General features: G+C 64.3%; 20 protein-coding genes. 10 read left to right on the top strand and 10 right to left on the bottom strand.

Annotated features, from left to right (window positions below; all coding sequences use genetic code 11):
- Positions 1-18 precede the first annotated feature (18 nt).
- Positions 19-963, bottom strand: coding sequence for a diaminopimelate epimerase (dapF, locus tag AC3A4H_RS04095; RefSeq protein ID WP_487765535.1), 945 nt, complete (start codon positions 961-963; stop codon positions 19-21).
- A gap of 216 nt (positions 964-1179) precedes the next feature.
- Between dapF and AC3A4H_RS04090 the strand changes: the two genes are divergently transcribed.
- The 7 genes from AC3A4H_RS04090 to AC3A4H_RS04060 all read left to right on the top strand — a co-directional run bounded on the left by AC3A4H_RS04090 (position 1180) and on the right by AC3A4H_RS04060 (position 7995).
- Complete coding sequence (locus AC3A4H_RS04090) at positions 1180-2574, top strand: selenium-binding family protein (RefSeq protein WP_487765534.1); 1395 nt, start codon at positions 1180-1182, stop codon at positions 2572-2574.
- A gap of 27 nt (positions 2575-2601) precedes the next feature.
- Positions 2602-3228, top strand: coding sequence for a hypothetical protein (locus AC3A4H_RS04085; protein ID WP_487765533.1), 627 nt, complete (start codon positions 2602-2604; stop codon positions 3226-3228).
- A 237-nt stretch (positions 3229-3465) separates the two neighbouring features.
- The gene (locus AC3A4H_RS04080; RefSeq protein WP_487765532.1) at positions 3466-4602 is read left to right on the top strand and encodes an ABC transporter substrate-binding protein; all 1137 of its coding nucleotides are present in this window, start codon (positions 3466-3468) and stop codon (positions 4600-4602) included.
- 54 nt (positions 4603-4656) lie between these two features.
- Entirely contained in the window at positions 4657-5535 is an 879-nt protein-coding gene (locus tag AC3A4H_RS04075) for a branched-chain amino acid ABC transporter permease (RefSeq protein ID WP_348778572.1), read from the top strand.
- On the top strand, positions 5535-6515 hold the full coding sequence (locus AC3A4H_RS04070; protein ID WP_487765531.1) for a branched-chain amino acid ABC transporter permease: 981 nt from the start codon (positions 5535-5537) through the stop codon (positions 6513-6515). The genes AC3A4H_RS04075 and AC3A4H_RS04070 overlap by 1 nt, the downstream gene beginning before the upstream one ends.
- Positions 6512-7258, top strand: a complete 747-nt coding sequence (locus tag AC3A4H_RS04065; protein ID WP_487765530.1) for an ABC transporter ATP-binding protein — start codon at positions 6512-6514, stop codon at positions 7256-7258. The genes AC3A4H_RS04070 and AC3A4H_RS04065 overlap by 4 nt, the downstream gene beginning before the upstream one ends.
- Positions 7259-7260: 2 nt before the next feature.
- The gene (locus tag AC3A4H_RS04060; protein WP_487765529.1) at positions 7261-7995 is read left to right on the top strand and encodes an ABC transporter ATP-binding protein; all 735 of its coding nucleotides are present in this window, start codon (positions 7261-7263) and stop codon (positions 7993-7995) included.
- 39 nt (positions 7996-8034) lie between these two features.
- On the opposite strand, the gene AC3A4H_RS04055 is transcribed toward AC3A4H_RS04060, so the two are convergent.
- On the bottom strand, positions 8035-9168 hold the full coding sequence (locus AC3A4H_RS04055) for a DmpA family aminopeptidase (protein ID WP_487765528.1): 1134 nt from the start codon (positions 9166-9168) through the stop codon (positions 8035-8037).
- Positions 9169-9464: 296 nt separating this feature from the next.
- Between AC3A4H_RS04055 and minC the strand changes: the two genes are divergently transcribed.
- From minC to minE, 3 genes are read left to right on the top strand one after another with little or no spacing between them, the layout of a single operon-like run.
- Complete coding sequence (gene minC / locus AC3A4H_RS04050) at positions 9465-10154, top strand: septum site-determining protein MinC (RefSeq protein ID WP_487765527.1); 690 nt, start codon at positions 9465-9467, stop codon at positions 10152-10154.
- A gap of 19 nt (positions 10155-10173) precedes the next feature.
- Positions 10174-10989, top strand: a complete 816-nt coding sequence (minD, locus tag AC3A4H_RS04045; protein WP_348777891.1) for a septum site-determining protein MinD — start codon at positions 10174-10176, stop codon at positions 10987-10989.
- Positions 10986-11255 (top strand): cell division topological specificity factor MinE, encoded by a 270-nt coding sequence (gene minE, locus AC3A4H_RS04040; protein WP_348777892.1) that lies wholly within the window; start codon positions 10986-10988, stop codon positions 11253-11255. Before minD ends, minE begins: the two co-directional genes overlap by 4 nt.
- Positions 11256-11614: 359 nt before the next feature.
- Here the strand turns inward: minE and AC3A4H_RS04035 are convergent, their stop codons facing one another.
- The 8 genes from AC3A4H_RS04035 to AC3A4H_RS04000 form a co-directional block, all read right to left on the bottom strand.
- Entirely contained in the window at positions 11615-11935 is a 321-nt protein-coding gene (locus tag AC3A4H_RS04035; RefSeq protein ID WP_487765526.1) for a 2Fe-2S iron-sulfur cluster-binding protein, read from the bottom strand.
- A gap of 89 nt (positions 11936-12024) precedes the next feature.
- Complete coding sequence (locus AC3A4H_RS04030) at positions 12025-12687, bottom strand: TetR family transcriptional regulator C-terminal domain-containing protein (protein ID WP_487765525.1); 663 nt, start codon at positions 12685-12687, stop codon at positions 12025-12027.
- 53 nt (positions 12688-12740) lie between these two features.
- Positions 12741-13751 carry an ABC transporter substrate-binding protein gene (locus AC3A4H_RS04025; RefSeq protein ID WP_487765524.1) on the bottom strand — a complete coding sequence of 337 codons (1011 nt, stop codon included), beginning with the start codon at positions 13749-13751 and terminating at the stop codon, positions 12741-12743.
- A 29-nt stretch (positions 13752-13780) separates the two neighbouring features.
- Positions 13781-15163, bottom strand: coding sequence for an FAD-binding oxidoreductase (locus AC3A4H_RS04020; protein WP_487765523.1), 1383 nt, complete (start codon positions 15161-15163; stop codon positions 13781-13783).
- The gene (locus AC3A4H_RS04015; protein WP_487765522.1) at positions 15160-16404 is read right to left on the bottom strand and encodes an amidohydrolase family protein; all 1245 of its coding nucleotides are present in this window, start codon (positions 16402-16404) and stop codon (positions 15160-15162) included. Before AC3A4H_RS04015 ends, AC3A4H_RS04020 begins: the two co-directional genes overlap by 4 nt.
- 2 nt (positions 16405-16406) lie before the next feature.
- Positions 16407-17240 (bottom strand): ABC transporter permease, encoded by an 834-nt coding sequence (locus tag AC3A4H_RS04010; RefSeq protein ID WP_487765521.1) that lies wholly within the window; start codon positions 17238-17240, stop codon positions 16407-16409.
- 10 nt (positions 17241-17250) lie between these two features.
- The gene (locus tag AC3A4H_RS04005) at positions 17251-18060 is read right to left on the bottom strand and encodes an ABC transporter ATP-binding protein (protein WP_487765520.1); all 810 of its coding nucleotides are present in this window, start codon (positions 18058-18060) and stop codon (positions 17251-17253) included.
- A gap of 9 nt (positions 18061-18069) precedes the next feature.
- Positions 18070-18870 carry a creatininase family protein gene (locus tag AC3A4H_RS04000; protein ID WP_487765519.1) on the bottom strand — a complete coding sequence of 267 codons (801 nt, stop codon included), beginning with the start codon at positions 18868-18870 and terminating at the stop codon, positions 18070-18072.
- Positions 18871-18986 lie beyond the last annotated feature (116 nt).

Below are 18986 nucleotides of genomic sequence, written 5' to 3'. Positions count from 1 at the left end.
TCGTTCTTCCGGGCGCGCTCACCCTGCGGTGGGCGCGTCGGCCAGCCGGTGTGCAGCCGGGCCGCGCTCTTCCGCCGGCACGTCGTCGCAATCGACAAAGCCCCGGCAGCAATGGGCGACCGGCCCAGTCATCACCGCCATGTCGCCAAAAATCTCGATCGTCAGCGGCCCTGCTGGAAGATGCACCGTGAAACTGTTGCTCTGCGTCAGCCCTCTCAGGCGCGCGGCGAATGCGGCCACGCAGGCTCCCGTTCCGCAGGCCTGGGTGGCAATGCCCGGGCGTTCCCAGACCGCCAGCCTGATCGTCTCGCTGTCGACGAGTTCGGCCACGCCAACATTCACGCCTTCCGGAAACAGCGAGTGGTTTTGTATTGGCGCGGCAGCCTGCGCCAGGTCGATCGCGCCGACATCGTCGACGAAGAACACCGCATGCGGGTTGCCGATCCACAGGCCGACGCCATCGGCCAAGGGGCCGCTTTCGACTGGCAGGTGCAGCATATCCACCTCGCGCGCCAGAGGAAAATCCCGCCAGTCCGTGCTGATCGGCCCCAACTCCACGCTGATGCGCATGGGGCCAGCTCGCCGGCATTTCAAAAGGCCGCCGCCGGTTTCCAGCAGCAGTTCCGTGTCGCCCGTTTCCTCCAGCAGCAAATGTGCCACGCAGCGTGTGGCGTTGCCGCAGGCCGAAACTTCGCGGCCGTCGATGTTGAATATCCGCATCGCGGCATAGGCGCCGGCAGCCTGGCCGGACGCGGAAGGCGGCTCGATGGTCAGGAGCTGGTCGCCGCCCACGCCCACATGCGTGTCGCAGATGCGCACGATGTCTTCAGGCCGGAAACCGCGCCTGTCGACCCGCCGGTCGAAAATCACGAAGTGGTTGCGCAGGCCGTGCATCTTAACGAAGGGCCGGCCTGGCCCGGAACCGGCGGCCGCGTTTTGCGACAGGAATTGCTGCAGGCTCATTGCGCGATTAATCCGGTGCCAGTTCCGGTATCAGAACACCGCCTAAGCCGTCAGGCAAGTCCCCTATGCGCCAAAGGCCAGCCGGGCACTCGGCCGTCAGCGACTTGATTGGACACGTTAGCGCTCGAGTGAGAAGATCGCGGCGGGCCAATTCCCACTGTAGATCGGGGGCGCTGAGCGAGAGACACGATCGTCCGTCAGGAGGAGTGCTTCATCATGGCAATTTGGCAACCCGATCCTTCCTTCTATCCGTCCCCGAGAATGGCCGCCAAGGCGCCGAAGGAGATGCTGGCCTATGTGGCGGCCTTCGATCCGGATCGCAAAAAGCCAGACGCGCTGGCCGTGGTCGACGTAAACCCGGACTCGCCGACATATTCCCGCATCGTCGGGCAGGTCGAAATGCCGAATGTGGGCGACGAACTGCACCATTTCGGCTGGAACGCCTGTTCATCCTGCCTGTGCCCCAATGCGCCGCACCCGCATATGGAGCGGCGCTACCTTGTCGTGCCGGGCCTGCGCTCGTCGCGGCTGCATATCATCGACACCAAGCCGGACCCAAGAAACCCGAAGATCGTCAAGGTCATCGAACCTGAAGAGATCGCGGAGAAGGCAGGCTATTCGCGCCTGCACACGATCCACTGCGGGCCGGAAGGCATCTATGTGAACGCGCTCGGCGATGCCGAGGGCAAGGCGCCCGGCGGCATATTCCTGCTCGACCCGGACAGTTTCGACGTTCTCGGCCGCTGGGAGGTGGATCGGGGGCCGCAGAAGCTGGCCTATGATTTCTGGTGGCATCTCGGCTACGACACGATGGTGACGAGCGAATGGGGAACGCCGGACACATTCGAGAACGGGCTTGTGCCGGAAGTCCTGCTGGGCAGCAAATACGGGCGCAAGCTGCACTTCTGGGACCTTCACAAGCGCAAGCATCTGCAGGAGATCGACCTGGGACCGGAATACCAGCTGGTGTTCGAACTGCGCCCGGCGCACGACCCGACCAAGGCCTACGGCTTCGTCGGCTGCGTCATCAGCCTCAAGGATCTCTCGGCCTCGATCTGGACCTGGTATCGTGACGGGGACAAATGGGCGGTGAAGAAGGTCATCGAGATCCCGGCCGAACCGGCCGATCCCGACCTGCTGCCGCCGGTGCTGAAAGGCTTCAAGGCGGTCGCGCCGCTGGTGACCGACATCGATCTGTCGATGGACGACCGCTTCCTCTACGTTTCCTGCTGGGGCACCGGAGACATGATCCAATACGACGTGTCCGACCCGTTCGAGCCGAAGGAGACCGGCCGCGTCCGCATCGGCGGCATCGTGTCCCGCGCCACCCACGCCAAGGCAAACAACGGTGCCCTGCAAGGCGGCCCGCAGATGGTGGAAATCAGCCGCGACGGAAGGCGTGTCTACTTCACCAATTCGCTCTACGGCGCCATCGACCCGCAGTTCTATCCCGAGGGACTGGACGGCTGGATGGTGAAGCTTGATGTCGGGGAGAATGGTGGCCTCAAGTTCGACGAGGACTTCTTCATCGAATGGCCGGAGGGCCGCCGGCCGCATCAGGTGCGACTGGAGGGAGGCGATTGCTCGTCCGATTCCTACTGCTATCCTTGATGATGCAAAACAGGATGGTTTCGTAGGATGGCACCACTAACGCCTTGGCTGGTGCTTGCCGGCCTCGGCGCCTTTCATGGTCTCAACCCCGCAATGGGTTGGCTTTTTGCGGTTGCCCTCGGCTTGCACCGGGGCAGCCGCAAGGTGGTGATTTTGTCGCTCATTCCCATCGCGATAGGACACGCCATCTCGATTGCCGTGGTCGCCGCGGCGGTGGTCGCCCTGGGCTTCGTCGTCGATGAGCGCAAGCTGCAGATCACGGCCGGCGTGCTGCTGGTCGGCTGGGCAATCTATTACCTCGCCTACGGCCATCGCCATCGCGTCCGCATCGGCATGACGACGGGTATGGTCGGGCTTGGGGTCTGGTCGTTCCTGATGGCGACTGCCCATGGCGCCGGCCTCATGCTGGTGCCGGTGCTCATTCCCCTGTGCCTGGCGGCAAGTCCGGTCCGGGAACTGACGGCGTCGGGGTCGCTGCCGATAGCCTTGGCCGCGGTAGGCGTTCACACGGCAGCCATGCTCGCCGTGACGCTCGCAATGGCCTTGTCAGTCTATGAATGGCTCGGCCTTTCCATCCTGCGGCGCGGCTGGATCAACTTCGACCTCATTTGGGCCGCCGCGCTGGTCGCCACCGGCATCGTGCTGATCGTGTAAGCAGGAGCAGCGCGTCGGGTTGGCCCGCGCCCGCGCAGCTTTCAACCCGCTCGATGATTCTACGGGCCGTCCCGCGGTCAGCCGAAAAACCTCCCGGATTTTCTACCTGTGCGACACCCGAGAGGGCCGATTTCAATAAAAAGATGTGGGTTTCGCCTCCCGATCATTGACCTTGTCCAGTGGTCCTTGTGGAGACGGTATCGACATACACCATTGCTGATAATCGGAGGAATTCAGATGTACCGTAAATCCCTGCTTGCAATGTCAGCCGCCGTGCTGGCCACCTTTGGCGCCGCCCAGGCGCAGGAAACGGTGAAGATCGGCATGGTTGCCGAACTTTCCGGTGCCGGTGCTCCGGCGGGCACCAACTGGCGCGACGGCATCAAGGTCGCCATCGAGGAGATCAACGCCGAGGGCGGCATCCTCGGCAAGACGGTCGAAATCACCGAATACGACACCCAGACCGACCCGCAGGTCTCGCGCGCGCTGGTGCAGAAGGCGATCGACGAGGGCGCCTATGCCATCCTCGGCACGATCTATTCCGGTTCGACCATGGTCAACATGCTCGTCGCCCAGCAGAACAGCACGCCGCAATTCGTCGGCTCGGAGGCTCCCTCGGTGGTCGAGAAGGGCAACCCCTTCGTGTTCCGCACCTCTTCGGGCGCGCAGAAGGGCGTTCCCGCGCTGACCGCCTATTTCACCGACACGCTCAAGGCGAAGAAGGTCGGCGTGGCCTGGGTCAACAACGAGTTCGGCAAGGGCGGCCATGACGTCTTCGTGGAAGAGATGAAGAAGGCCGGCGTCGAGGTCATCTCCGACGTGCCTTCCGAGCAGGCCCAGACGGACTACGCCGCCGACGTTGCCAAGCTCAAGGAGGCGAACCCCGACGCGGTGTTCGTCTACATGAACCAGGAAGAATCCGCCCGCTTCCTCATCGAGGCCAAGAAGCAGGGCCTAGCCATGCCGCTCGTCGGCGAAGTCACGCTCACCGAGGCCAAGGTCATCGAGCTCGCCGGCGGCGCGGCCGAGGGCGCAATCGCCCATGTCGGCGTGACCGCGACGGCAACCGATGTGCCGGGCATCGGCGCCTTCGCGCAGAAGTTCGAAGAGACCTTCAAGCGCAAGCCGACCCACGACGCGATCAAGGGCTATGTCGGCGCCTGGACGACCAAATACGTCACCGAGATGGTCGGCGACTTCAATGGCGAAGCGTTCGCCGACAAGATGCACGGCCTGTGCCTCAAGGTGGCGGACCATCCCAAGATCCTGCTCGACACCTGCTGGGACGAGCGCGGCGAGATGTCCCGTCCGAGCTTCATGGTCCAGGTCCAGAACGGCGCGCCGGTCGTGATCGGCACCGTTCCGGCCAACTGATCCTTCATGGCCGCGGCGGTCGCCGCCGCGGCCTTCAACCCGAAAAGACGCGCGATGTCCCAGTTCCTGCAAGTCTTGCTCTCCGGTCTTGCAACCGGCTCCATATATGCGCTGGTCGCTATCGGCTTTACGCTTGTGTGGCAGGCAGCCCACACGGTGAATTTCGCCCAGGGCGAGTTCGTCATGCTCCCGGCGTTCTTTGTGCTGGTGGGCGTGAGCTACTTTGGCATGCCGGTCTGGATCGCGCTGCTTTTCGGCCTTGCGATGGCGGTCGTCATCCTCGGCCTGGCCTTCAAGAAGCTGATCGTGGAGCCGATCCTTCCACATGGAGGCATCACGCTCATCATTGCCACCATGGCGCTTGGCATCCTGCTCAAGGAAAGCGTCAAGGAGTTTTATTCCGCCGAGGCGCAGCCGTTTCCGGCGATGTTCCCGAGCGACCCGATCGACGTCTTCGGTGCCGTGGTTTCGCTGCAGGATATCCTCAATCTCGCGATTTCTCTCGGCATCGTCGTGCTGCTGACGCTGTTCCTCAACCGCACCCGCACCGGCCGCTGCATGCAGGCAACGGCGCAGAACCCGGCGGTGGCCGAAATCCTGGGTGTCAATGTCAAGCGAATGGTGCTCTACGCCTTCCTGATCAACGCGGCACTCGCGGCGCTCGCCTCCTTCCTGATCACGCCGGTCTATCTGGCGAAATTCTCCAACGGCGAGACCCTCGGCCTGATCGCCTTCATCGCGGCCATCGTCGGCGGCTTCAACCAGATCCGCGGCGCGTTGGTGGGCGGGCTCTTGATCGGCGTTCTGGACAATCTGACGGCGACCTATGTCACGGCGGAGTATCGAGCCGCGCTGCCGCTGCTCCTGCTCATCGTCATCATCCTGGTGCGCCCGCAGGGCCTCATGGGAACGTCCGAGGGGAGGGCGGTCTGATGCACGGGCGCACCCGCAACCTGTTTGTGCTTCTGCTCATCGCGCTCGCCATGCTGGCGCCGATCGGGCAGGGGAATTACATCGTATACATCCTCACCTCCTGGCTCATCTTCTCCATCGCCGCCATGGGGCTGAACCTCACGCTCGGCTACGCGGGACAGATCTCGCTGGCGCAGGCGTCGTTCATGGCTATCGGGGCCTATGTCACGGCGCTGCTCACGCTCGCCGGCTGGCACTGGGTCCTGGCCATGCCGCTCGGGCTCATCGCCTGCTTCATCGTCGGCCTCCTGCTCGGCTATCCGGCTCTTCGGGTGAAGGGCCACTTCCTCGCCTTCGTGACCCTGGCCTTCAACACGCTGGTCTTCCTGGTGCTGCGCAACGAAGACTGGCTGACCGGCGGCAACTACGGCCTGGTCGGCATGCCGCGGCCGGACTTCGGCCTCTTCACGACCATGAAGCAACTGCACTTCTACTACTTCACGCTGGGCATCACGATCCTCGCCGCGCTTGTCATGTGGGGCATCGTGCGGTCGCCATGGGGCCGCGCCTTCAAGGCGCTGCGCGAAAATCCGATCCGTGCGGAAAGCCTCGGGGTCGACACGCGCCGCATCACGCTGCTCGCTTTTGCGATCGGCTCCACCTATGGCGGATTGGCAGGCGCGCTGGTTACGCCGCTCGTCCAGTTCATCGAGCCCGGATCGTTCGGGGTCGGCCACTCGCTGCGCATCCTGCTCATGGTCGTGGTCGGCGGCTCAGGCTATTTCTTCGGTCCGTTCGTCGGGGCAGGCGTGGTCATCCTGCTGCCCGAATTCCTGCGCTTCACCGAAGGCTACTATCTCATCATCTATTCCGCGCTCGTCATCGTGATGCTTGTGTTCGTCCCGTCCGGCCTGCTCGGCGTGGGGGCAAAGCTCCGCGCGAAATTCTGGCCTCGTCACCAGGTGCGTGCCGACATGACCGAAGGAGCGCGCCTGAAATGAGCGCACCGGTGCTTTCCGTCCGCAACATCGAAAAGAGCTTCGGCGGCGTCCGCGCTGTCAATGGCGTGTCGTTCGACGTGCACAAGGGCGAGATCCTTGGCCTCATCGGCCCGAACGGCTCCGGCAAGTCGACGCTGTTCAATTGCATCCTGGGCCAGCTTCCGCCGGATGCCGGCGAGGTCGAGGTCAATGGCCGCAGCGTCTCGGGCATGCGGGCATCCGACCTCAACCGGCTGGGCGTGGGCCGCACGTTCCAGCAACTGTCCGTTTTTCCGAAGATGTCGGTCATCGACAACATCATCCTTGCCGGGCAGGAGCATCGCGGGACGATGCTGTCGCGCCTCTTCAGCGCGCCGGATGCAGGCCTGGCGGCGGAAGCCGAGAAGCTGATCTCCTTCTTCCGCCTCACCCATCTGCGCGATGAGTTGGCCGGCTCCCTTTCCTACGGGCAGCAGAAGCTGGTGGACGCGGCAATGGCTTTCATGGCCGGCCCCAGCCTGGTGCTGCTGGACGAACCCGCCGGCGGCGTCAACCTGACCATGCTTGCCAACCTCAAGGAGCGCCTGGTCGCCTACAATGCCGAGCACGGCACCACCTTCGTCGTGATCGAGCACAACATGGAGTTCGTGATGAGCCTGTGCACCCGCATCATCGTGCTGGCGGAAGGCGGCGTCATCGCGGAAGGCACGCCCGACGAGATCAGGTCGAACCAGACCGTCATCGACGCCTATCTCGGAGGCTGAGCATGCTTGAGCTCAAGGACGTCTACGGCGGCTACGGCAAGATCACCATTCTCAACGGGGTGTCGTTCAGCATCCCCAAGGCTTCCATCACCACGGTCATCGGGCCCAATGGAGCCGGCAAGTCCACCGTCTTCAAGGCCATCTTCGGCCTGCTGAACATTCATTCCGGCCAGGTGCTGCTCGACGGCAAGGACGTGACCCGGCAGACGCCGCGCCAGATGATCGCCCATGGCGTGACCTACGTGCCGCAGGGGCGCAACGTCGTGCCGCAGCTTTCCGTCTACCACAATCTGGAACTCGGGGGCATCACCGCCCCCGACCAGGGCAAGGTGCGCCAGCGCATCGAGCAGGTGATGGACCAGTTCCCGATGCTGCGCGAATTCCGCAACCGCAAGGCGATCGAACTGTCCGGCGGCCAGCAGAAGCAGCTGGAGGTGGCGCGCGCGCTGCTTCTCGACCCCAAGCTGATCCTGATCGACGAGCCGTCGATCGGCCTGTCGCCGAACCTCGTCCAGGAAGTGTTCAGGACGCTGATCAGGCTGCGCGACCAGGGTGTGACGATCCTGATGGTGGAGCAGAACGCAAAGGCGGCGTTGGCCATGTCGGACTACGGTCTCGTGCTGGAACTGGGGCAGACGCGGATGCACGACGATGCCGCCAAGCTGCTTGCCGACCCACGTGTCGGTCAGCTCTTCCTCGGCGGCCATGTGGAGGCAAAAGCCGACACGGCGCCTTGACCGGGCAGGGCGCAGGCCTCTATCGGCGCCCCTCCTGCGCTAGGCGCCGGCCCGTCCATATTGGCGCATCAGCGCAAGCAGCGGCTCGTGCCGGATTGCTTCGACCTTCAACCGGTCGTAAGCGGTGCCACCCATGTCTTCGGCCGCAAGCATCGCGTTGACCACGGCTTCCTCCACGCTCTCCACCACGGCCGTGTAGACGGGATCCAAAAGCTCGTCGTTGACAATCTCGATCTGCATGCGCGGCGGCGCGCGATGCAGCATCGGACGAGGGTTGGCGGTGGAGAAGGCGAGGAAGATGTCGCCCGAATTGTTGCCGCCCGGCGTTCCGTTGCGGCCAATGCCGATCGAGGCGCGGCGGGCCACGCGTTTCAACTGATGCGGCGCAAGCGGCAGGTCGGTAGCGATCACGACGATGATGGACCCGCGCTCCCTGAGCTGGCTTTGGGGCGTGCCGTCGCGCATATGCTGCCCCACCGGCACGCCGCAGATTGTCAGCCAGTCGCGCTGGCCGTGGTTGGCCTGCACCAGTGTTCCGATCGTGTAGCGTTTTCCGTCGAGTTCGACGATGCGCGAGGAGGTGCCGGTTCCGCCCTTGAAGCCATAGGTGATCATGCCGGTGCCGCCGCCGCAATTGCCCTCCTCGACCGGGCCGGGCGAGGCTGCGTCGAGCGCTGCCCGGACGTCGGCCTCGCCGATGTGCAGCCCGTTGATATCGCTCAGCACGCCGTCATAGGTCTCGGCCACGACAGGCATGATCCAGAGGAAATCATCCGTGTCATAGGTGGTGCTGTAGCGCTCGAGCATCCATTTGATGGCGCCGTGATGCGCCATTCCGATGCCATGGGTGTTGGTGATGAGAACCGGCCCGAGGAAGTAGCCGCCGTCCTCGATCCAGTGTGTGCCGGTCATCTCGCCATTGCCGTTGAACCGATGCACCCCGGCATAGACGGGAACGGGCGCCTCGGACTGCGCATGCGGGACGATTGCCGTGACGCCGGTGCGCACCGGCCGCTTGCGCCCGGCACGCGGAGCGTCTTCCCAGATGGTGCGGAAGCCGACGGCGATGCCTTCGACATCGGTGATGGCGTTGAGCGGGCCGGTTTCACCGTGGAAGGGCAGGCCGAGGTCGCGGGCGCGCGGTTTCGACGTCGGGGTTCCGGATTTCTTCATGGTCATTGTGCCTTGAGCAAAGATGGAGGCCTATGGATGCGAGGACGAAGGAGAGCGACGGCATCAGCCGGGCGATGATGCCGGTTTTCCTCGTGGTTGTCGCGTCTTAGCATCGATGGCCTTGCCAGTCGCGTGCACATTGCTCGGCAAATAGTGGCCGGGCGGCAACGCGGCGCGCATTGCCGAAGGGCGCTTCCGGCCTGGGGTGGTGAATAGCGATTTACGTTTCGTTCACCATGGCCTACACCCGCGAAGCGGTTGGTACCGACCCACCCCCTGAACCGAGTCGCTCCCCGATGCAGAACACCCCCCTACGCTTTCGCGCCCGTTCGTTCGTTGCCTTCGCGCTCGTGCCGGAAGCACCCGTGGACGAATGGCTGAAGGGCGTGGATCGCTGGATCGAGAACTCGCCTGGCTTCTTCACCGGCCGCCCGGTCGTTCTCGACCTCAACGCGCTCAAGCCGGAGGTGAGTCAAATTGGCGCACTGGTTGCCCAGCTTGCCGAGCGCGGCATTCGAATCTACGCAATCGAGAGCAAGGACATCGCGGAACTGGGGACGGACCTGCCGCCGCTCCTGATAGGGGCGAGGGAAGCCGTGGTCGAGGAACCCGCCGCATCGGCCGCCGCGCCAGCCAAGGCGGAAGAGCCGGCGGCGTCGACTTCGCTGATCATCGAGGCCCCAATCCGCTCCGGCCAGTCGGTCTACCACCCCCAGGGGGATGTGATCGTTCTCGGCTCGGCCGGCTTCGGCTCCGAAATCATCGCCGGCGGCTCCATCCACGTCTATGGCACACTGCGCGGACGCGCCATCGCCGGCGCCTCGGGAAATCGCCACGCGCGCATCTTCTGCCGGAGGAACGAAGCCGAGCTTCTGGCGGTGGATGGCTGGTATCGCATCGCGGAGGACATGGAGCCGTCCACGCGCGGCGCGGCGATACAGGCCTATCTGGACGAAGGCGCAATTCTGGTCACGGCCCTCAACTGACAACATTGGAGAGACATGCATGGGCAAGGTAGTGGTCGTCACATCTGGCAAGGGCGGCGTCGGGAAGACAACCTCGACCGCAGCCCTGGGAGCCGTTCTGGCCCAGGGCGGCAAGAAGGTCGTGCTGATCGACTTCGACGTCGGCCTGCGCAATCTCGATCTGGTCATGGGGGCCGAGCGGCGCGTGGTGTTCGACCTCGTCAACGTGACGCAGGGCGTGGCCAAGCTTTCGCAGGCGCTGATCCGCGACAAGCGCCTGGAAACGCTTTTCCTGCTGCCCGCCTCCCAGACCCGCGACAAGGACGCCCTCACTGAGGAGGGCGTGGCCAGCGTGGTGGGCAGGCTGCGCGAGAAATTCGACTACGTCATTTGCGACAGCCCGGCCGGCATCGAACGCGGCGCCCAGCTTGCCATGCGCTATGCCGACGAGGCGGTCATCGTCACCAATCCGGAGGTGAGCTCCGTGCGCGATTCCGATCGCATCATCGGCTTGCTCGACTCCAAGACCCTGCTGGCCGAGCAGGGCGGCCGCGTCGCCAAGCACATTCTCGTCACCCGCTATGATACGGCCCGCGCCGCCCGCGGTGAGATGCTCAGCATCGACGACATTCTGGAAATCCTGTCGACGCCGCTCCTGGGCATCATCCCCGAGAGCCAGGGAGTGCTGCGCGCCTCCAACGTGGGCTCGCCCGTGACGCTCAGCGAACCCGGCAACGTCGCTGCGCGCGCCTATGCCGATGCCGCCAGAAGGCTGCAGGGCGAGGAAGTGCCGATGACCCTTCCTGTCGAGAAGAAAGGCCTCCTTAACCGTCTCCTGGGTAGGAGAGTGGCATGAGCCTGTTCGACATCTTCAAACGTCGCGCCAGTGCGCCTGTGGCCCGCGAGCGGCTGCAGGTACTGCTGGCCTATGAGCGCAACAACCGCAACCAGCCCGATCTCGTCGCCGTGCTGCGCGAGGAGATCCTGGCCGTGATCGGCAAGCACGTCCAGATCAGCCAGGACGATGTGCGCATCACCATGGAGCGCGGCGAGACGATGTCGACGCTGGAGATCGACATTCACGTGCCCAACGCCGGCGCCGCCGGCGCGCCGGCGGTCTGAAGGGTCGCCGCCGCTCCGAAGCTCCTCTTCCGTGGCAGGCTCTGCAAGGCGGCAGACCTTCGCAAGGCCGCCGCAACTGCCTTAGCTTTCTGGTTTTCTGGCGAGCGCGCTTTCACGCCGAGGCGCGCTAGTAGAATGCCTCGCGGGGGTTCCCCCCTCCCTGAAGTGGGGCGAGGCGGCGTTGGCCCGGGCCGGCCCCGCCGCTTTTCCTGACTTGGCACAGTGCGTCGATGAGCCAACAATGGCGGTGCTGTCCTGCGAGGCAGTCAGGAGGCTCGGTGCTGGCTCTGGTTGCGCTGTGGCCTGTGCTGGGCCTCCACCGCCAACTCGCGTTTGCCGATCGACGCGGCGCCGGTTGGTCAGCCCTGCCTTGCGGGAATGCGCACGACGAGACCATCCAGCGCGTCGCCCACCCGAAGCTGGCACGACAGACGCGAATTCGCAGCCGGCTCCCATGCGAAGTCCAGCATGTCGGCTTCCATCGGCCCGGCCTCGCCCACCATTTCCGCAAATTCCGGATCGACATAGACATGGCAGGTGGCGCAGGCGCAGGCGCCGCCGCATTCGGCTTCGATGCCGGGCACGTTGGCCTTTACCGCCGTTTCCATGACGGTTGCGCCATTGGCGGCTTCTACCTCGAAGCGCTGTTCGTCATGGGTGATGTAGATGATGCGCGGCATTGATGGGCCTTTCGAATTCAATTCGTGTTTGCGCGGCCGGACAAGCCGCAGGTGTGTGGGGAGGTGTTTTTCGAGCGTCGGTGGGCAGCCTATTGCTGAAGGCCGCAGGCCCGCAGGAAGAGGGCGGTCACTTCCTCCTCGACATGAACCATGTCGAGCTCCTCGTCGTCCTTCAGTTGCATGAAGCTTCGGATCTGGACCTCGAAGTCCGCATAGTGCTGCGTCACCGCCCAGATGTGCATCTGGAACAGCAGCGGATCGACGGGCCGGATCAGACCCTGCTCGACCCAGGACTGGATCAGCTTCACGGCCTGCTGCGTCGATTCCTGGTATTGCGCCCAGTGCCGGCTGAGGAACGGGGCGCCGTTGGCGATCTCGGTGGTGAACAGGCGCGATGCCTGGGGGTTCTTCTGGCCGTATTCCAGTTTCTTGTGGATGTAGGCGCGGATGATCTCGGCCGGATCGTCGCCCGTCGAGGCGCTGATGAACAGCTCTTTCCACTCGTCGAGAATATAGACGAGAATGTCCTCGTAGAGCTCTTCCTTGCTGGAGATGTAATAGTGCAGCTGGGGCTTGGTGAGGCCCGCGCGCTGGGCGATCGACTGCGTAGAGGCACCGGCCAGCCCCTTGCTCGCAAACTCGTCGATCGCCGCATCCCTGATGGCGGCAAGGATGCGGCGGCGCCGGTCGAGAACCTTTTCGCGGCCGCTCAGTTCGCCGTTTTCCGGAGTATCGGCGTTGTCGTGGCTCATCGTCAGCTCGTTCCGGCGAGGGGCCTTTAGCCCCTCGCTCCCTGCCGTTTCGACTACGGGTTCAACTGCTTCTTGATATCGAGGCCGACGCCCTTGTTGACGAAAGCGTCGGTGGCGACCTTCGAGATCTCGATCTTGTCGCCGGTCACGATGCCGGCCTTGACCGCGAGCTCGTAGAATTCCTTGACGCGATCCATCGAGATGGCGCCGATGCCCTTTTCCAGCGTGTCGCCGCTGTCGATGAGCTCCAGCTTCTTGAGCATCGCCAGTTCGCCGTCGAGCGTCTCTGCGCTCATGTCCGGGTTGTCCTTGAGGATCAGCTCATAGCCCTTGCTGTGATCGCCATAAAGGAAGTTGTTCCAGCCCACGATCGTCGCATCGACAAAGCGCTGCACCAGATCCGGGTTGTTGTCGACCAGCTCCTGGCGGGTCTCGATCGTGTTGGCGTAGGTGCTGTAGCCATGATCGGCCAGCAGGTAGGTCGTTACCTTCGCGCCTTCCTTTTCCGCATAGAGAGGCTCGGCGGTGGCGTAGGCCTGCTGCACGGCCTTCTCGTCGCTGAGGAACTGGGCAAGGCTGTAGCCATAGGGGCGGACCTGCTCGTCCTTGAAGCCGAACTCCTTAACCAGCCACAGCCAGAAGCTGTACTGGCTGTCCTTGGCCAGAAGGACCGTCGGGGCGTTGGCGAGGTCATTGAAATCCTTGTAGGCGCCTTCATGCGCCATCAGCACCTGAGGGTCCTTCTGGTAGAAGGCTGCAACAACGGTGGTCGGAATGTCGTTGGCGACGTTGTGGAAGGAAAGCAGCAGGTTGCCCGTCAGCAGGAAGTCGAGCCGCCCCGCCGCCAGCATCGGCCGGTTGTTGACCTGCGGACCGCCCATCTCGATGGTCACGTCGAGGCCGTACTTCTCGTAGGTTCCGTCGGCCAGTGCCTGGTAGAAGCCGCCGTGGCCGGCCTGCGCCAGCCAGTTGGTTCCCACCACCACCTTGTCCAGCGCATATGCAAGCTGCGCCGACATGGCCAGCGTAAGAGCGGCAACCGCCGCCCTGAGCAAGTTCTTCATCTGAAGCATTCTCCCATTGATTTTCAGGTTCAGTCCCTGGCGGCCATCTCGGCCGTCCAGCCTCGCGTCTTCCCGGGGTTGAGAAGGCCGTAAGGATCCGCTCTTTTCTTGAAGTCGATCTGAACGGTGTCGATCTGCTTCATGCCGCCGTCCTCGATGGTGTAGGCGTGCGGATCGTAGATGTCGCAGCCGTCCAGCTGCTCCAGTTCCCGGATGACGCGGTAGGTGTCTTCGCGGCTGTGGTAGCGCACCAGCGGCAGGCCGAAGATCTGCACCTCGCCTTCCAGCCTTGCCATCTCGTGGTGCATGTACTGCTCGTCGCCATAGCGCTCCATCTGGCGCTTCACGACTTCCGGGTCGAAGGGGCGCGGATAAGCCACCTGGAGGTAGGTCCAGCCGGGTTCGGCCTTCAGCGCCTGCAGCGTCGTGTGGTTCCAGCCGCATTCATAAGCCGGCTGCAAACCCTTGTCGTGCAGCTCCTCCTTGGTCATGGCGAAGGAAACGCGGCCGCCGAATTCCGCCACCAGGGCCTCGAACTTGCCCATGTCGCTCGGCGCGATCATCGCGAAGACGGCATCCTGGTCAGACGGGAACAGGTCGCCGAACTTGGTGTAGAAGCGCGCGAAGCGGCGGTCCACCGTCGTCAGCAGGTAGCAATCGAGATTGTCTTCCAGCGCCTTCAGGCAGAAACGCAGCGTGGCGTCATAGCTGTCGAACAGCGCTGCGGTGTGGATCCAGTCGGTCGCCTTGGTAAGCCCGATCTCGAGTTCCAGCACGATGCCGTTGGTGCCGTAGGCATGCTGGACCTTGTGGATGTCGCGGCCGTGCAGTTCGATGATTTGCGGCTCGAGTTCGACGGTCATCACCTTGACCGAATAGACGTTGCCGTCGTCGCGCAGCATGCCGTGGCGCAGCGAGCCGATGCCGCCGGAGCCGCCGGTGAAGAAGCCGCCGATCGTGGCGATGCGGCGCGTCGAGGGATACATGAGCAGTTCCTGCCCGGTCTCGCGCACGGCGTCGTCCAGGCGCGCGATGCGGGCGCCGGCTTCCACGCGCACCCGACCGGGCTCGATGGAAAGCACCCGGTCAATCTTGGTCATGTCCAGGATGATGCCGCCTTCCAGCGGCACGCACTGGCCGTAGTTGCCGGTCCCGCCGCCGCGCGCGGTGATGGGGATGCGCAGCCGCGCGGCCGCGGCCGCGACCCGGCGCACCTCGTCCTGGTCCTTCGGGATCACCACCAGGTCGCCCAGGAAGTGGCCGATGTCTTCGCTGAGGATGGGGCTGTACCAGAAATAGTCGCGCGAGCGCAGTTCCACATGCTTGGGGTCGTCATAGACGCGGATGCCGTCTATCTCGGCGCGAAAGGCCGCCCAGTCATAGGCGCGCTCGGGATTGGTCGCCACGTTCATGCGTTTCTCCAGTCTTGATTGCTTGCCGGCAGCGGCTGGCCGCTCCGGTAGACGATGCGTGTCGCCTGCGGGCGGCTGATCAGGTCGTCGAGGTCGTTCGCCGCGTGCCAGATGAAGTTGGCCGGCATACCTTTTTCCACGGTCGTCACGATGCCGCTTGCGCATTGGTGCGCCGGCAGGGTGGTGATGCTGTCTAGCCAGTCCTCGGGCTCGAGATGGCAGGCGGGAGCCGCCAGCCGCAGAACGGAAAGCGGGTCGTAGTCGCCATAGGGGTAGAAGGCGTCGCGCACATTGTCGGAGCCGAGCATGACCGTCATGCCCGCGTTGCGCGCTTCCTTCAGCGGTGCAACCCCGCGCATGCGGGGAGAGACGCCAATGGCGCGGTCCTGAAGGTAGAGGTTGGTCGTGGGAAGCGCCACGAGCGCCACGCCGGCCTGCGCACCGGCCGCGAGGGTCCGCTCCAGTTCGTCGGACGTGCGCAACGCCAGCGAGCAGGCATGGCCGCACAGCACGCGGCCCGCCATGCCGTGGCGGCTGGCCGCGTCAATGATTGCGGACAGGCCGTCGGCTTCGGGGTCGAGCCCTTCATCGACATGGAAATCGAGGTCGAGATCGTGCGCGCCGGCCAGCGCGAACATCGCCTCGACCTTGGCTTCGAGATCCGCATTGCGGAAGAAGAAGGCGCCGAAGACGGCCTTGTCCTGCTCCACGCGCGCGGCAATGGCTGCGCCGGCTTCAGGCACGATATCGCCATGGACGAGCGCCGCCAGCTGGAGATCGATACGGCCCTTCCATTCCTTCCGCAACTCGACGAGCACGGGCCAGGCCATGGGCACTTGCGGCGTTACCCAGTCCACATGCGTGCGAATGGCGCCGACGCCCTGCCGATAGGCAGCTTCCAGCGCGAGGCTTGCCCTCGCGCGGATGTCGGCCGCCGTCCAGTTGGGGCGATCCTGTTCCATCAGCGCGATGGCGTCGAACAGGCATTCCACCCGGGCGTTCGCCTCCGCGCCGATGCGGGAGATGGTGTGGGTCTTGTCGAGGTGCACATGCACGTCGGCAAAGAGCGGCGTGACCACGCCGCCCCCGGCAGCGAGAGAGGGAACGAGATCGGCAATCCGGCCATCTGCCACGACAAGATCGTAGCGCCCCGGCTGCCCGGGCAGGCTCACACCGGAAAGCCGCAAGGGCTGTTCCGATGTGGCCTCTTGTTCGCGAACCGTCTCGTTCCCGCCCGTCACGATCAGGACTCCCGACGGATTTCGCTCTCGTGCCAGCGGCCGAGGACAGCGCGCGAGAGCCAGCTCGTCGCCAGGAAGATTGCGATGCCCAGCACCGAAACAAGCAGCAGCGCGGCGAACATGCGCGGGATTTCGTTGCGGAAGCTCGATTCCAGGATGCGCGAGGCAAGCCCGGTGCTCTGGCCGGCAGTGCCGGCGACGAACTCGGCAACCACTGCGCCGATCAGCGCCAGGCCGCCGGCAATCTTCAACGCGGCCATGAAGTAAGGCAGCGCGCTCGGCGCCAGCAGATAGCGCAGGCGTTGCAAAGGCGTCGCCTGATAGAGCTTGAACAGGTCGCGCAGATTGTGGTCGGCGCTGCGCAGGCCGATCACCGTGTTCGACAGGATGGGGAAGAAGGCCACGATCCAGGCGCAGATCAGCAGCGCGGTGAAGGTGTCACGCACATAGATCAGGATCAGTGGCGCGATCGCCACCACGGGCGTCACCTGCAGGATCACCGCGAAGGGAAAGAAGCTCATCTCCACCGTGCGCGACAGCGCAAAGATCATGCCCAGGAGCACGCCGCCGGCAATGGCGCACATGAGAGACAGCATGGTCAGCTTGACCGTGAAGAGCATGGAGCTCAGCAGCGACGGGCCGTCCTTCACCAGCGTTTCGGCCACCAGCGAAGGCGCGGGGATCAGGTAGTGCGGAATCTTGTAGTAGCGCACCAGCCCCTCCCAGACGAGAAGTGCGATGACGATCGCCAGGGTCGGCATGATGACGCTCTTGCGCCCCTCGATGCGGGCGCGGCGGTTTTGCTCGGAATTGAGGACAGGGGTCTCGGTGCTCATGGCCAGGCCTTCAATGGTCGATGTCGTCGTTGCCGAGCGTCTCGTTCAGCGCGTCGGACACGATCTGGCAGCTGTCGGTGTATTCCCTGGTGGCGCGGAAGTTTTCCGCCCGCGGATAGGCGCCGGGAATGGCGATGTCGGAGACGACCCGGCCCGGCCGGGCGGCCATCACCACCACACGGTTCGATAGATAGACGGACTCGTAGACGCTGTGAGTGACGAAGATGACCGTCAGCCCGTGTTCCTGCCACAGCCGCAGCACGTCGTTGTTGAGCTTGAAGCGCGTCATCTCGTCGAGCGCGGCAAACGGCTCGTCCATCAGCAGCAGGCGCGGGCGCGTTACCAGCGCGCGGGCGATGGAGACGCGCATCTTCATGCCGCCCGACAGCTCGCGCGGGAAGGCCTTGGCAAACTTGCTCAGGCCCACCTGCGCCAGCACCTCCTCCACGCGCGGCGCGGCGTCCTTTCGCGACATGCCGCTCAGCCGCAGCGGCAGATAGACGTTTTCGAACACGTTCGCCCAGGGCATCAGCGTCGGCTCCTGGAAGACGAAGCCGAGGTCGTGCGGGCCGCTGCCCTTGCCGGGCGCATGTCCGTTGACGCGGATATTGCCTGCGGAAACTTCGGAGAGGCCGGCAATCATGCGCAGCGCCGTGCTCTTGCCGCAGCCCGAAGGGCCCAGGAAGCTGACGAACTGGCCCTGCTCGATGGTCAGCGACATGTCGCGGACCGCGACGACGCCGGTGGCATATTGCTTGTAAACGTTTTCGATCTCGATCAGCGGCTGCGACGACACCGAGGTGCTGGCGACCATGTTCATAGCATCACCTCACCAGGCGGGGCTGTTGTCGAGCCAGGAGAGCGGCGCCCGCTCGACCTCGGCCAGAAGTTCGACAAGCCGGTCGGCGGCGTAATCGATGGTCTTGCGCCCCTTCTCGGCGGTGGCCACCAGGGCGTTGCCGGCCGCGCCGTGCGGGTTCATGTCCTGCACCTGCCAGCCGGGCTTGGCGCCGCCGGCGAGGGAGATGTGCTTGAAGTCCCGGGCGAAGGTTTCTGTGAGGGTGGCAAAATTCTGCGCCTTGCTCATGTCGACCAGGTCGGGGTGCAATTCGAGCATCACCGAGGTTTCCATGTCGCCGGCGTGAATGCCGTGGCGCAGTTCATGCTCGCTGTAGACGCCTTCCGGCATGCCCTGGCCGAACCAGTTGACCGAGAACACCATCATGCCGTGCTTGATGCGCAGCTCGCGCGCCACGATGTCCATGGTGCTGATCTGGCCGCCATGGCTGTTGAGAAGAACGAGCTTTTTCACCCCGCTGGCGGCCACGCAATCGCCGATTTCGCACCACATGGCGATCAGGGTCTGGGCCGAGAAGGTCAGCGTGCCGGGAAAGCGCCCGTGCTCGTTGCTCTTGCCGATCGGCAGCGTGGGCAGAAACAGCGCCTTGCTCGTTTCCGGCAGGCGCTCGATGGTTGCCGTGACGATGCCGCTGGCGATTGCCGCGTCGACCGAAAGTGGCAGGTGAGGGCCATGTTGCTCGGTCGCGCCAACCGGCAGAACCGCCACGATCTGCTCGCGGTCGAGCCGGGAAAACTCCTCGCTCGTATAGTCGGACCAATATCTCTTCAAGTTACCAATTCCTTCCTCTCGAACGGAGGCGCGCCGCGACGCCAGGTCCGCAAAGGCTGCTTCCGGAGGGAACTGCGCAAACCATCCGAAAGCGTTGCTGGTTCACCCTCAGGCGA

The organism is Pseudaminobacter sp. Soil_N_29, assembly GCF_057656055.1.
Note: the sequence above shows the minus strand (reverse complement) of the source record. Positions and strands in the feature narration are given on the sequence as shown.